The sequence below is a fragment of the Clostridium sp. DMHC 10 genome (assembly GCF_001270375.1).
GTDB lineage: Bacteria > Bacillota > Clostridia > Clostridiales > Clostridiaceae > Clostridium_S > Clostridium_S guangxiense.
Genome location: NZ_LGVB01000015.1, coordinates 2,880,399 through 2,895,316, shown reverse-complemented (window position 1 = coordinate 2,895,316; position 14,918 = coordinate 2,880,399). Strand labels below are relative to the sequence as shown.

The window sequence follows — 14,918 nt, the reverse complement described above, 5'->3', positions numbered from 1 at the left end:
GAAATTATCTTTCCTCGCCCAATAATTTTTTATCTTCAAATTCTTCTGTTTTAAGATTATTCTTTTTATAAATACCAAAAACAAAATAACCTATAGTAACAACCGCACAAAACAAAGCTCCAATTAATAAAGACATCTGTGTTGTAGAGTTAATACACATACCAACTAAAACTAAGCAAAGATACCCAACCACAATATAGTTAGCATATGGAAAGAACTTTGATTTAAATGGATGTTCTGCCATTTCCTCTGCATGCTCTTTTCTAAATTTTATTTGGCTAATGCATAAAACAATCCAAGGAATCATGCCTGGAAAAACACTAGAACTGTAAATATAAACAAACAATTTAGAATTTGGACAGATATAATTTAAAATTACACCAATAAGTAAACAAATCAAAGTTGCTTTAATAGCGTTAGCTGGCACACCATCTTTGTTTAATTTACCAAGAAATTTAGGTGCCTGACCATTTTTTGACAAGGTATAAAGCATACGACCACAGCTATAAATTCCGCTGTTACATCCAGACATTGCAGCCGTAAGCACCACAAAATTAACAATGCCCGCAGCAGCAGTAATTCCAATTTTAGAAAAAGTCAAAACAAATGGACTTCCAAGAGTACCAATTTTATTCCATGGATAAATAGTTACAATTACAAATATAGCACCAACATAGAAAATGAGTATACGCCAAATAATATTTTTCGTCGCTTTTATTAGGGTGTTTTTAGGGTCCTGTGCCTCGCCAGCAGTTATACCTATAAGTTCTACCCCTTGATATGATGCTGTTACCATACACAATGCGAATAGCCAACCTTTCCATCCACCAGCAAAGAAGCCCCCATGCGCTGTAAGATTTTTTAATCCAATAGCTGTTCCATGATTGCCAAAGCCAAAAAAAATCAAACCAAATCCTACTATGAGCATAGCTATAATAGTAACAACCTTAATTAAAGAAAACCAAAATTCAAATTCTCCATAAAATTTAACTGAAGCCATATTTGCAGCGGATATAATGATCAAACCAATTAAAGCAGGAATCCAAGATGGTAAGCCTGGAAACCAATAATTCACATAAATTCCTATGGCAGTGATTTCTGACATACCAATAGCTACCCACATAAACCAATAACACCATGCTGTCATATATCCAGCTAAGTGAGATATGTATTTATTAGCATAATTTGCAAAAGATCCCGCCAGTGTTCCAAATAAAGCATTTCTCCCATAATTCTCATAATTACGTACATAGCAATTCCAGCTACTCCATACGCAAGCAGTACTGATGGTCCAGCCCATTTAATCGTACTAGCTGAACCCATGAACAAGCCTACTCCAATTGTTCCACCCAGCGCAATCAATTCAATATGACGTGCTTTTAATCCTCGTGATAACTCTTTTTCTTCCATTTAAAATGTCTCCTCTCAAAATGTCAATTAGCAAATTGTTTATTCCACATAGACATTTGTTTATTGCTTCAGTAATATAATACCACAATTTTAGGCTTTTTGTATTTTTACGGAAGACATTTTATTTAAAAATCACTATAGATAGACAACTTGGAATATTAAGATTAGCACTATCAAATTCACCCCGATAAACTGGAAGTTGATTCAGAGCACAGAGTACAAAGTGCAGAGTACAGTGAAGGTGGATTTTGGATCGATGTCAATATTTTAGACACAAAAAAGTCGAACTTTTTATGCAATTTTTCTTGATAGCTCCTCACATTGTTGAGGAGTTATATATCCAATACTTCCATGTATCCTTCTTTTATTGTACCAATCTTCAATAAAAAGCTAAGGTTGATTTTCCTCCGTTTCCCTACGGAAAATCTTTAACGTATTTAAATTATTTATTTTTCGTAGAGAAACGGAGAAAAATATTCCTTAACCTTTTGCCGTGGCAAAAACCTTCACCTTTGACAAGCAAAGCTATGTCAAACCCTTCACTTTTCACATAAGTGAAAAAGTTAGTTTTTTAATGAGCAGGGCGAATTAAAACCCTTCACTCAGCTCGACAAATTCCAGTTTGTCTATCTATATTTAGATATTTGAAATTCCTTTCGTATATAAGAACAGATGTCGTTTAAGGCTTCATTTGATTTATTTGTAATTTTACTCATTGTGATAAAACCATGAGGAACACCTTTATATACATTAACTTTTACTTTAATTCCTGCATTTTTTAGTTTATTGGCATAGGCAATATCTTCACCATGAAGAGGATCAATTTCCGCTACTATGATAAGCGTATCTGGTAATTTTCTAAAATCTTTAGCTAAAAGAGGAGAAGCATAAGGATTTTTTCTGTCTTCTTTCCTTGGTACATATAATGATATATATTTTTCCATATCTTGTATAGATAGTTTAGCACTATTAGCATAATAAGACCAAGAATTACTATTTAATTTATAGATATTTGTAGGTGGATATATTAGAGCCTCACAAGCTATAGGAGGACCATTCTTATCTCTTGCCATTAAGGAAACAGCCGCAGAAAGATTTCCACCTGAACTATCTCCTGCAATAGCAATACGGTTTCTATCTCCATTTATGCTTTCTGCGTTTTTATAAGTCCATTGAAGGACAGAGTATATATCATTGACAGCAGCTGGAAAAGGATTTTCAGGAGCAAGACGATAATTCACAGATATTACAATTGCATTTGTGTTTTTGGAAAGTTTTCTACAAACGCTGTCATGAGTATTAACACTTCCTGCAATCCAGAAGCCCCCGTGAGAGTAAATAATTATAGGAAATTTACCTTTACCTTGAGGCGTATATATACGTACAGGAATTTTGTAAGAGTTTATATTTATAACAGTATTTTTGATATTGGAAAATGGTATAGTAGTATCCGATTTGTTTGATTGACTGTCTAGGTATTTTCTAGTTCCTTTTATTGAACTATAATTATTGCTTGGCTTGGGATTGAGTAGCTTATTTAACTGTAAATTTAATGCAACATATGTATTAAGCTTTCCATGGCCAGTTTCAGCTAAATTCCTAATAAAAAAAAAGCAAATTACAGTAAGTATAACTACGATAACCAAAAATATTTTAAGAAATTTTTTCACTTTTGCTACCTCCGAATTATATGAATCTTATACTTATGTATTTTTACTAGATGATTATTAATATACATATAAAAATTAAGAGGTAGAGTACAAGGAATGAAAAGGATGAGAGTAGAAACTATGATAAGAAAAAATGATGATACACCCAAAAATAATAAACTATTACTGAAAAAGCTAAATTTCCAGTAATAGTTCAATAACAAATATGTTAATCACACAAAACTATCAAGAGCCTCTATTTATTAAATGAAGTTGCTAATTTTTAAACTCTCTTGTGTTTACTCTTGCAAAACTGTCAGTTAATATTGTTTTATTATTTTAATTAATTCTTATACGGATTTTAAATTTTACTTTACGTATAAATAATAGAAATTTTCTATATGATTTTTAAATAAAATACATATTATCATATAATTTGTAATTGTAAAATATATATGGTAAAAGTCTATATTATATTTGTGTTTTAGAACCTATTTTAGAATTGCCAGTTAAATCTAAATCATCTTTATATTCAATTTTATCAATATTACAGTTGTCGCCAATGGTTATTTTATTTCCACGAACTATTTTGGCAGTGGTATGCTCAAGATAAATGTTGTCACCTTCTATGGTTTGAGCTGTAAGACTATTTGATGAGCTTGAAAGCATATCTTTAATAATGTGAAATATTGAAGAGGAAATATCTGAAGAGTATCTAATATCTATATTTTGTCCTACAATTTCCTCTGCAGAGCAATAATCATATATTGTTATATTTATTTCATCTGCATTTAAAGTACCACCGATGTTAAAGCTGCCTTTAGAGAAAAATTTATCGCATTCACAGTCTTTTTCGATTTTTACACCTCCAGATAGCTTTATTTCTCCTCCGCTAATTTTACCATCTGTTTTAAAACCCCCCGATATATTTAGTTTAGAAACCTTTATATCACCATAAACACTACCACTGCCGCTTATAGTAACCTCATCGCCTTTTAAATTGCCATCAATTTTTGATGAACCGCTGCTTTTAAAAATTTCAGTATCTATGTTACCTGTTTCACTAAAGCTGCCAGAGGTTAATAATTGTTTTGAAGTAATATTTCCTTTAACATTGCAAGCACCACTGGTTTTCATAAAATTGCAATCAATGTCGCCGTTAATTTTGCATCCACCACTTAATTTAACCTCATTATAAAAACCTCCGTTAGCAATTCCAGCACCAGATAATTTTAAATTTCTTCTTTCATTCTCCATGACTAAAACCTCCATATACTTATTTCAATTTCAATTTTAACTCTTCAACACATTTAGCAATATTTAAATTCATAATAACTTTTTGCAAAATCCTCTATATAAAATTTATTTTTAGCAGAGCATAAAATGCAAAAGCCTACTCCCATTTTTCTTATAAAAATTACGTCAAAATCTTCATCATTAAAGGTTAAATAATTTTTCATAAGAGTATTAAAGAGAGTCTTACTTTCGTCAAGCGATATATTACCTGATAATAAAAATTTATCGCATATATACATATAAAGAACTTCTTCAAAGGATAACTCATGAATTTTTGGCAGTAATTCTTTACATATATTCAAGGTTTCATTTGTAATAATGTTTTGACTAAGTAAGTTTTCATAGCTTAATTTAATCTCAGCAGCTTTATTTGAAAATAAATTAGCTAAATCATCTAGAGAAGCATCATCTTTCAGGTCTTTAATTTTTTTATTCTATCGATTATTTTATCTCTAGGAAAGAAAGTTTCTTGTCCTGTGAAGGAAGATTTTTTTATAAACCAATCTTCAGGTATAAGTTCTTTGCGTTTCCATCTATATAATTGACCATAGGATATACTCATGAGGTCAAGTAATTCTTTTTTTGATATTAAATTATCTTCATCCATTTTTTTGCCTCCTTTTAAACTTAGTGTAACATAACATTGTTACGCTGTAAATAAAAATGCTAAAAATATTAAAATAAAATTATATAATTTGTTGTATATATTTAGATTAATATTATAATTAAAAGCATCATACAGATTGTCTATCTATAAAAAGGGGTGTGATTGTCTATGACAGATTTATTTTTAGCTAAGCCAGATATAAAATATAAAAAAAGCTTTGAAAAATATGTTATTGCATATAGAGAGGCTGGTGAAACTTATTATTTCAGTATGTATAAACAAGCTTTACAGAATTTTGATGGATATTTAAAGTACCTAAATAATTGGATTAAAGGTATAGACTTGAAGGATGGATTTGTTAATACTTCAACCTTTTGGTTAATTGATAATAATGAAGTTGTTGGAGTAACGAGAGTTAGGCATGAAGAAGTGGAAGGTGCAGGTCATATAGGATATGATATATCGCCAATTTACAGAAAGAAGGGCTATGGCACTCAAATTCTTAAATTAGCCTTGAGGGAAGCTGAAAAAATAGGGATAAAAGATGTGATAGTGACTTGTAACGTAGAAAATACAGCTTCAAGAAAGATTATAGAAAAAAATAATGGTAGGCTATTAGGTACTATTTTTGATAAAGAAGAAAATGAAAACTTATATAAATATGTAATTAGAACTACAGAATAAGATATTTATATGGGGGGCACATGAAATAAATTTAGAAATGATAAAAACAGACAGTAAAAATTCCGGATATGCCAAAATATAAAATTATAAAGCATATGCCGGAAATTATAATAGTATATGTATGAAAAAAGCTTGTAATAAAATTAGTTATTGAAACTTAGCATCTCATGAGGAGAACGATTAATCCCCGGCCTTTGCAAAACATTCTTGGGCCTCTTTTTCTTTTCCAAGCATTTGAAGAAGTGAACCTTTGTTTCTATATATTTCTTTTGAATTGGGAGCGATGTTAAGCGCCTTATTGTAATAAGGTAAAGCATCCTGAAGCTTGTTTAAATTAACTAAAGAACAAGCTTTATCATTATAGGCATAACTATTATTAGGATCAGTTTTTATAGCTTTATCATATTCTATTATTGCATCATTATCTTTCCCCATAGAAGCTAAACATAATCCTTTAGCATCATAGGCATTTGAATATTTTGAATTAAATGAAATAGCTTTATCAAAACACTGTATGGCCTCTGGATAACTTTCTTTGGCATACAAAGCTAGTCCCTTATTGTAGTATAAGATAGGATCTTTTGTGGATAATGAAATTGCCTTATCAAAAGCAGCAATTGCATCATCATACCTTTTGGCAAGTTTAAAGGATAACCCTTTTTCGTTGTAAATTTTTACACTGTTTTTGTCAATACTTAAGGCCATATCAAAGACTTTATTTGCATCATCATATTTGCCAAGATACACAAGACATGAAGCTTTATTGACTAATGCACTAGAAAATTTAGGATTTAATTTTAGAGCTTCGTCAAAGGAGTTTATTGCTAAGGAATATTTATTAGAAAGAGTTAAGCATACTCCTTTTTCATTATAGATTTCAGCACTTTTATATCCAAGTTCTATTGATTTATCAAAATATTTAATTGCATTGGCATTATTCTGCTGTTTAAATAAAGCTAAACCTTTATATGCATAAGCTTCACCATATTTTGGATTGAGTTTTATGGCACTTTCTGCACAAGAAATAGCGTTGGCATATTGTTCATCTAATATTAATACATAACTTTTATTAACAAAAGCTTTTGTATTTGTTTTATCTGCATTTATAGCTTTTGAATAATAGTTAATGGCATCATTATATTTTTTATTAGCGGTGGCAGTATCTCCTTTTTTTAAATAGTTTTCGCTTACTGATGTGCATGATGAAAGAATGGCAATTGTAAAAATAATTAAAATGCAAAATGAAAATTTTTTTATGGCGCATAAAGACCACCCCCAAAAATATATTTTTTTGATATAAATATACTTTAATTATATATTAAAAGTATATTTATATCAAACGTTTACTTAATCAATGGCATGGCTGTTTTAAGATATTAATTATGGTATACTAAAGTTAAATTGCAATGTTTTTTGAAGGGTGTGTAAAAAGTGTTTGGTTGGAAAGAATTATATAATGAATGTTTGAATTGTCATAAATGTGAACTTGGAAATAAAAGAACAAATATGGTGTTTGGAGAAGGAAATTTAAAAGCAAAGATATTGTTTGTAGGGGAAGCACCTGGAGCAGATGAAGATAGACTTGGAAGACCTTTTGTGGGAAGAGCAGGACAGCTTTTGACAAAGGGGTTAACAGCCTTAAATATTACAAGGGAAAATGATTATTACATAGCCAATATATGCAAGTGCAGACCAGAAAAAAACAGGACGCCATATGAAGATGAGGCTAGAGAATGTATTACTTATCTTAGAAATCAGTTTGCACTTATAAAACCTAAAATTGTGGTATGTTTAGGGGCAACAGCAATGAAATATTTGATGGAACCTATATTTATAAAATTTTGTGATAGCTTAAGCGAAGATAGCATACCAGAGGAATGGAAAATTGCAAGTAAAAGTAGAGAAATGAGAATTACAAGGGATAGAGGAAAGTGGATAGAATTTAATGGATTATATATTATGTCGACATTTCATCCTGCTGCACTTTTTAGAGATGAAAGTAAGAAAAAAGTATTTTGGGAGGATTTAAAAAAAATTAAGGTCAAATATGATGAATTATGAGGTGAGTCAGTTTGTTTGACATTAGTGATATAACAGTAAAGTATTGGGCTAGCGATGAATGTTATAAGGAAGCTGTTAAATATTATGAAAATTCTATGGTTAATAATGTACAAATAAAAAGACATTTTAATCCACTGTATAATGCCAATTTTACTAATATCAATGCTGAAGTTAAGGATAATAATTCTATCATTCACAATGTATTTATACTGTTTAATGATAAGACAGGTATAGTTTCTATAAGTTGTGACTGCATGGATGTTAAAAAAAAGCACAGTAATGATAACATATGTGAGCATATAGCAGCGGTACTTATAAAGTATGCAAGGGATAAAGAACAGGTAATTGAAGGTTCAAAAGATGTGTATACCAAAAAGTTTATTGGAAAGCTTAAGAATTCTATTTTAGATGATAATGCTTCTGGGAAACCTTTGAATATTGAAGTGAAATATGAATATTCACAAGTAAATACTAAAAAATCTTCTATTGAATTTAAAATAGGTGAGGATAAATTATATATTGTAAAAGATGTAGAACAATTTTTAAAGGCAATTACAAGAAAACAAGAAGTAATAGAATATGGCAAAAAATTTACTTATAATCCTAAAAAGTATTATATAAAAGATGAAGATAAGGATTTAATTAATTTTTGAAGGAAATTTATTTAAGTGAATATGAAAGTTTTCAAGATTTAACAGGAACTATAAGTGGTAAAAAAATCTATCTTTCAGAAATTAATCTTAAGCAATTTTTTAGAATAATGGAAAACAGGAAATTTGATGCAGTAATTGATAAAGTTCAGTATTCTAATATTAAAATAAAATGTATTTTTCCGGAACTTAAGATGCATTTGAATGAAAGCGAAAAAACGATTGAAGTAGGTATTGATGGAGAAATGCCTGTGTTTTTAAATAGTAGTCACGATATTATTTTCTATGATGGATGTATTTATAGCATAGATGAAAAAAGCAGGGATGTATTTGAACCTTTTTATGAAGAATTTGAAAAAAATGGGGAGAATATAAAACTAAGTGGAAATCGTGCTAATGAGGTTATATCGTATATTATTACTATGCTTAATAAAATTAATATCAAGCTTAACGTAAATAAGAGTTTAAAAGAGAAACTCGTTAAAGTACCTTTAAATGCAGAAGTTTTTCTTGATAAACTTAATGACTGTATAATTGTAAATATAAAGTTTAAATACAATGAACTAAGTATAAATCCGCTTAGAAGGAGTAAAATTAAAGAGTCGGAAAAAGATGAGATTTTTATTAGAGATGTAGATAAAGAACTTAATATAATGAAATTGTTTGAAAATTATGGTTTTCAAAAGTACGGAGAAAGTTATATAAATAATTCTGAAGAACAAACAATAGATTTTTTTATTGATGGACTTGAAAAACTTCAGAATATGTCTCAAGTTTTTTATTCGCATAGTCTTAAAAATTTAAAAATATATTCACCAAATAGTTATAGAGGTGGAATAAGAATTAATGATCAAAATTTCCTTGAGATTTCTTTTGATATAGAAGGTGTTGACAAAGCTGAACTTAAAGATGTTTTCGAAGCACTTAAGCTTAAAAAGAAATATTATAGATTAAAAAAAGGTGGTATCGTTTCTTTAGACAATGACACTATAAGAGATATTGCAAATTTCATGGAATATCTTGATATTAATTATTCTGAGCTTTCTAACGAAAATGTAAAACTTTCTAAATATAATGCTTTTTATATTGATAATGCACTGGAAAAATCAAATCTAAGTTTTTTTCAAAAAAGCAGTGAGTTTAATAAAATAGTAAGTTCTATAAAGGAAATAAAAAAGGCAAATAGCAAGCTTCCAAAAGAATTTTCAAAAATATTAAGACGATACCAAAAAGTTGGATTTAATTGGTTTCAAACGCTTACAGTAGGCGGGTTTGGAGGAATACTTGCAGATGAAATGGGCCTTGGAAAAACAATTCAAACTATAGCTTTTATTACTTCTGAAATCGAAAAAGGATGCCCATTTATTGTAATATCGCCTACTTCTTTAGTATATAACTGGAAGAATGAAATAGAAAAATTTTCTCCTAGTTTAAAAACTTTAGTTGTTATAGGAAGTAAGACTGAAAGAGAGGAACTCTTAAAAAATGCCTTGGAATATGATGTGTTATTAACCTCTTATCCACTAATAAGAAATGATATAGATGATTATGAAAAAATAAATTTTAAATACTGTTTTTTAGATGAAGCGCAGCAAATAAAAAATCCAAATTCTATTAATGCAAAATCAGTGAAAAGAATAAAAGCGAGAAATTATTTTGCACTTACGGGAACTCCTATGGAAAACTCTCTTACTGAGCTTTGGTCTATTTTTTGATTTTATAATGCCTGGATATCTTTTAAGCCATTCTAAATTCATGAAGAAATATGAAGTGCCTATAATAAAGGACAAAAATCAAAAAGTACTAAAAGAATTATCTAAGCATATACAGCCTTTTATATTAAGAAGATTAAAGAAAGATGTAATAAAAGAGCTTCCACCTAAGATAGAGCATAAGGTTATTGTTGAAATGACTGAAGAACAGAAAAAAGTTTATGCTTCATATTTAACTAATACAAAGCGCGAAATAGAGCGTGAGATAAATGAAAATGGATTTAATAAAAGCAAATTTTCAATTTTGTCACTTTTAACGCGCCTTAGGCAAATATGCTGCAATCCATCATCTTTTATTGAAAATTTTGATGGGAAAAGTGGGAAAATTTTAGCGCTTCATGATATCTTAGAGGAAAGTATAAATAATAATCATAGAATACTTATATTTTCTCAATTTACCACGGTACTTAAAGCTATAGGTAAAATGCTTAAAAATGATAAGATTAAATATATGTACCTTGATGGACAGACTAATATTAAGGATAGAACAGACATTGTAATGAATTTTAATAATGGTGTTGGAGATGTATTTTTAATATCTTTAAAAGCTGGTGGAACAGGACTCAATCTTACAGGAGCAGATGTGGTTATTCATTTTGATCCATGGTGGAATCCAGCGGTAGAAGAACAAGCTTCCGATAGAGTTCATAGAATTGGTCAGAAGAAAAGCGTAGAGGTTATAAAACTTATAGCGAGAGGAACTATTGAGGAGAAAATATATGATCTTCAAGAAAAAAAGAAAAAAATAATAAACGATGTAATAAATGATAAAAACAGTGATAAAAATATACTTTCCAAAATAACTGAAGATGAGCTTAGAGATATACTTGCATAAGTAAAAACATAGGTGAAGATTGTTTGAAAAGTATGAAGGCTATTATGGCAATTAAGGAAAAAATGAAAAATGATAAGCTATATTTAAATAAAATTTTTATAAATGTAAGGGGTACATTTTCTAAGCCTTTTTAAAATGTACCCCTTACATTTATTAATTTTATTTAAAGCGTTGCAGTACTACTTATTCACCTTTTCCATATATTCGACTTGAAGCTTATTTAGCTTTTCCATGCCTTCTTTTCTAAGTTTTTTATTTTCCTCTTCTATTTTTTCTGTTTCATTTATTCCATCCATTATAATTTTCCAAGTATTTTCAAGGGTTTCTATTTTTATAGACGGAGCACCAGTTAATTTTGCTATATCTATACTTTGATCTTTTAAATTTTGAGCATTTTTTAAAAGTAGCTCATTTGTTGCATTATCAAGAGCTTCCATGGATTTAGCAACAAGTTTTTGTCTTTTTAAGGTAACTGCTTGTATAAGACCATTTTTAAATACAGGAATTGTAACTATAAAGGCAGAATGAATCTTACCTATAAGTTTGTAATTTCCTTTTTGTATTGTTCTTATTTGTGGAGCTGTTTGAAGTGATACAACTTTTGCCATATTGAGATCATAAAGTCTTTGGTTCAGCATTTCAAGTGAGTATTTAATTTCCTGAAGCTTTAAATTGTCATCTGGAGTCCCGGAGGCAGCTTTTTCTTCATAGTAAGGTAAATCCTCATTTTGTATCTCATTTATTGCAAGCTCACAGGCAGCACAATATTTTTCTAGTTCTGTATAATAATTAAAATTCTGAGAAAACATTTCTTCAAGCATTTTATTTGTTTTTTCTATTTCTGATTTATAGGAAGTTATTCTTGAATAAATTTTATCAATTTCTCCTCCAAGGCTTTGATATTTACTTAAAATGCTTTGTATTGTTTTTTTGCTGGAATTAAAAATACGAGAGAAGAAACTTTCTGGCTTTTCCTCTAATTCCTCTTTATCAAATCTTTTCATAATAACTGTAAGTCTTTTAATAGAGCACCAGAATTTTCTACACTGCTGACTTTCATGGTGTTTAATATTTTATCTGAGAACTTTGAAATTTCAGATGCAGGTTCGCTTCCAAATTCCATTATTGCGTTAATATTAGAAACATCTAATTTTTTTGAAATTTGAATTACTTCAGGTGAATTTTTTAATTCCTTCTTTATATTTTCGAGTTTTTCTTCCATTTCTCTTTTAGTATCATTAGGAATTTCATTGTTTTCTGGAACTGCGTTATTGTAAACTGAATTTTCCTCTTTGAATCTCAATTATTTCATCTCCTTTAAGAGTTTCTTTTTAGCACGAAGTTTTCTTATCCATCTTATAAAAAAGTTTACTCTTTTGTATTTAAAATTTGAATTTGTAAACTGAAGTTTATGAATGTCGAAATAACCATCTTTCACAAAATTTTCAATGTCACTTGTGGCTCCTGGATTATAAATCAGTATGTCAACCCCCATTGAATTCATAAACATGAGGCTTACAGCATCGGAAAAAGAAAAATGACCACTTTTATAATTATTAAATACTATTATTTTAGGAACATGAAGAGGATAATCAAAGTTTTGGAGTAAATTAAGAAGCTTAACGTCAAGATTCATTAAGACATTCAGTGTAGCTACTTTCATGATAAATTCATCTCTTGCTGACTTATCATCTATACATGTTAAAAAAGTTGATATTTTATCCATTACAGATAATTTTACATTTGTATTGAAATGCTTATATTTCCAAAAATCAGGAAGCTTGCAAAATTCTATTATTTTTTCGGCTATGTTTTCTTGAAGACCAGGCTTTAAGTTTGAGTATTTCCAGTACTTAGATGTAATAAGTTTATTTTTACTTACCAGACCTTTTTTATCTAAAAGCGATGAATAAGTTTTAGACATACTACTATGTTTTTTTATATGAAACAAAGGAAAATGCTTGAAAAACAAAGTATTGTCTTGTTCTAAAAGTGCGCTTATATCTTCCCTGTATTGAATGGTATCTTGATATATTCCACTTATTTTAGAAAATAAATTTGGAATATAAACCTTGCTATTGTCTTTTGAAACCTTCCAACCAGGTCTTATAACTGCCTCTTGTTTTCCCCATATGTTTATTTCGTCATATGTAGTTTTTAAAGTATCAGCACAAACTTCATAATCTGCAAATTGCCATGGCTCATAACAAAATGATTCATTATCGTGGAACATCTTTTTAAATTCTTCAGTTGCACGAAATGCGTCTGTTTCTGTTCTTTGATTATGAAATTCATTATTTTCTTCGTTTAAACCGGACATTCGCCAATTTCCTCCCCAAATAAATATAGTTGCTCATATTTTTATTATTAACATTATATCAAAAAAAACAAATTATAATATATAAGATAAACATTAATTTGAATAAGCTTTTTCACTGTTAGCTAATATTATTCCAATGCAAATCAGAATTAATGCTACTAAGTTTTTTATATCAAAGATATTTTCTTTTAATATAATTGCAGATAAAAGCACCCCAAAAACAGGCACCAGGAAGTTAAACATTGATACAAAACCAACTTTATTGTATTTTAAAAGCGCTGTCCATATTGAAAAAGCAGTTGAAGATAAAATTGCAAGATAAAATAAGAGTAAGGTTGATTCTGGTGTAAAAGTTGATAAGCTTCCTCTATTTAATAAGCCTAGTGCAGTCAAAATAGAACCACCTATGAAAAGTTGATAGCCTGTCACTATTATAGAGTCAAGAGATTGAGTTATTTTCTTTCCATATATACTGGAAGCGGAAGCCGCAAAAGCAGAGAGCATTACAAGACCTTCACCTTTAAAAGAAAAAGAAAGTTTCAATACATCAGAAGAAAGATTGGCAGCAATTACTCCAATAAACCCTAATGTGCATCCAATTACCTTGTTGAAATTTAACCTGTCGTTCCTATATATAAAATGTGCAAGTATAATACTGAAAAAAGTGAGCGTGGCATTAACAATTGAACCTTTTGAACCTGTAGTATAACCTAAACCTATGTAAAAAAATACGTATTGTATAGTAGTTTGTGTTAAGCCAAGTATAATAATTTGTAATATATTTTTTTTATTAAGTATTAGTATGTTTTTTCCACTTATAACTGCTATAATAAGTACAATAATACCAGCCAGTGTAAATCTATATCCTGCAAAAACAAATTTTGAAGGGATATCATTAGCTGTTATTTTAAAAAGAGAATATCCACTTTTAACTCCAGGAAAGGCACTTCCCCATAATAAGCAGCATATGGTTGCGAGTATGATTATGATTTTTTTATTTGTTAAAAATTTTTTAGTGTCCAATCTAAACATCCTTTCGCCATTTAAAAATATTGCGAAGTAACAGTATTTTGGAATATTAAATAAAATTAATAAATCTAAGTGGTTATTTAAAAAAAGTGGTTGCTTTGAGTTCTAGAAGGATAATGGGCAGAGCCCAAACCCCGGGTATCCATTTTATTTACAGCAACATAAACCTTTTTTTTTTTTTTATCCTAAAAGAGATAAAATATATCCATGTCTTTTTTGACTGCTCTTGTATTCCTTCCTTAGCATCAACAACTAAAATTGCTGCTTCTGCGCTAGCTGCACCTGATATCATATTTTTTTAAAAACTCTTTATGCCCAGGAGCATCAATTATCACATAATCTCTTTTTTTTTTTAGTAAAAAATTGAATCATGGTTATATCTATTGTTATTCCCTGTCTCTGCTCTTCTTCAAAAGCATCAAGAAGAAATGCGTACTCGAAATTTTTACCCTCTTCTTTAGATATTTTTTTCACTTTTTCAATGGCTCCATCTGAAAGTGCCTTAGTATCATAAAGAAGTCTTCCTATTAAGGTAGATTTACCGTGATCCACATGTCCAACAACTACTATATTTAAATTTTCTCTTCCACTGCTCATTATTTTCC

The 14,918-nt window shown here is 29.3% G+C and carries 10 protein-coding genes and 5 pseudogenes; 5 read left to right on the top strand and 10 right to left on the bottom strand.

Features of this window, described 5'->3' with window-relative positions; all coding sequences use genetic code 11:
* Positions 1 to 4: 4 nt before the first annotated feature.
* The 4 genes and pseudogenes from AGR56_RS15925 to AGR56_RS15910 all read right to left on the bottom strand — a co-directional run bounded on the left by AGR56_RS15925 (position 5) and on the right by AGR56_RS15910 (position 4,917).
* Positions 5 to 1,410: pseudogene (locus tag AGR56_RS15925) on the bottom strand (amino acid permease).
* A gap of 626 nt (positions 1,411 to 2,036) precedes the next feature.
* The gene (locus AGR56_RS15920; RefSeq protein WP_053243038.1) at positions 2,037 to 3,080 is read right to left on the bottom strand and encodes an alpha/beta hydrolase; all 1,044 of its coding nucleotides are present in this window, start codon (positions 3,078 to 3,080) and stop codon (positions 2,037 to 2,039) included.
* A gap of 450 nt (positions 3,081 to 3,530) precedes the next feature.
* On the bottom strand, positions 3,531 to 4,316 hold the full coding sequence (locus tag AGR56_RS15915; RefSeq protein WP_053243037.1) for a polymer-forming cytoskeletal protein: 786 nt from the start codon (positions 4,314 to 4,316) through the stop codon (positions 3,531 to 3,533).
* A gap of 53 nt (positions 4,317 to 4,369) precedes the next feature.
* Positions 4,370 to 4,917, bottom strand: a pseudogene (locus AGR56_RS15910) (DUF4004 family protein).
* Positions 4,918 to 5,130: 213 nt separating this feature from the next.
* Here AGR56_RS15910 and AGR56_RS15905 point away from each other — a divergent pair.
* On the top strand, positions 5,131 to 5,646 hold the full coding sequence (locus AGR56_RS15905) for a GNAT family N-acetyltransferase (RefSeq protein ID WP_053243036.1): 516 nt from the start codon (positions 5,131 to 5,133) through the stop codon (positions 5,644 to 5,646).
* Between the two features lie 180 nt (positions 5,647 to 5,826).
* Here the strand turns inward: AGR56_RS15905 and AGR56_RS22225 are convergent, their stop codons facing one another.
* Entirely contained in the window at positions 5,827 to 6,351 is a 525-nt protein-coding gene (locus AGR56_RS22225) for a tetratricopeptide repeat protein (protein ID WP_242851498.1), read from the bottom strand.
* A gap of 42 nt (positions 6,352 to 6,393) precedes the next feature.
* Positions 6,394 to 6,858: pseudogene (locus AGR56_RS22220) on the bottom strand (tetratricopeptide repeat protein); the annotation flags it as partial.
* Between the two features lie 219 nt (positions 6,859 to 7,077).
* On the opposite strand from AGR56_RS22220, the gene AGR56_RS15895 reads away from it, so the two are divergent.
* The 4 genes from AGR56_RS15895 to AGR56_RS22205 are packed head-to-tail and all read left to right on the top strand — an operon-like array spanning position 7,078 to position 10,964.
* Positions 7,078 to 7,707, top strand: a complete 630-nt coding sequence (locus AGR56_RS15895) for a uracil-DNA glycosylase (protein ID WP_053243034.1) — start codon at positions 7,078 to 7,080, stop codon at positions 7,705 to 7,707.
* A gap of 11 nt (positions 7,708 to 7,718) precedes the next feature.
* Positions 7,719 to 8,360 carry an SWIM zinc finger family protein gene (locus AGR56_RS22215; RefSeq protein WP_242851497.1) on the top strand — a complete coding sequence of 214 codons (642 nt, stop codon included), beginning with the start codon at positions 7,719 to 7,721 and terminating at the stop codon, positions 8,358 to 8,360.
* Positions 8,357 to 10,072, top strand: coding sequence for an SNF2 helicase associated domain-containing protein (locus AGR56_RS22210; protein WP_242851496.1), 1,716 nt, complete (start codon positions 8,357 to 8,359; stop codon positions 10,070 to 10,072). The genes AGR56_RS22215 and AGR56_RS22210 overlap by 4 nt, the downstream gene beginning before the upstream one ends.
* 40 nt (positions 10,073 to 10,112) lie before the next feature.
* Positions 10,113 to 10,964 carry a DEAD/DEAH box helicase gene (locus AGR56_RS22205; protein WP_242851495.1) on the top strand — a complete coding sequence of 284 codons (852 nt, stop codon included), beginning with the start codon at positions 10,113 to 10,115 and terminating at the stop codon, positions 10,962 to 10,964.
* Positions 10,965 to 11,143: 179 nt separating this feature from the next.
* Here AGR56_RS22205 and AGR56_RS15885 read toward each other — a convergent pair.
* The 4 genes and pseudogenes from AGR56_RS15885 to AGR56_RS15870 form a co-directional block, all read right to left on the bottom strand.
* A pseudogene (locus tag AGR56_RS15885) lies at positions 11,144 to 12,087 on the bottom strand (toxic anion resistance protein).
* Positions 12,088 to 12,267: 180 nt separating this feature from the next.
* Positions 12,268 to 13,284 (bottom strand): YceG family protein, encoded by a 1,017-nt coding sequence (locus AGR56_RS15880; RefSeq protein WP_053243033.1) that lies wholly within the window; start codon positions 13,282 to 13,284, stop codon positions 12,268 to 12,270.
* Positions 13,285 to 13,377: 93 nt separating this feature from the next.
* Positions 13,378 to 14,307 carry a DMT family transporter gene (locus tag AGR56_RS15875; protein WP_053243032.1) on the bottom strand — a complete coding sequence of 310 codons (930 nt, stop codon included), beginning with the start codon at positions 14,305 to 14,307 and terminating at the stop codon, positions 13,378 to 13,380.
* 189 nt (positions 14,308 to 14,496) lie between these two features.
* A pseudogene (locus AGR56_RS15870) lies at positions 14,497 to 14,910 on the bottom strand (GTP-binding protein); the annotation flags it as partial.
* Positions 14,911 to 14,918: the final 8 nt, after the last annotated feature.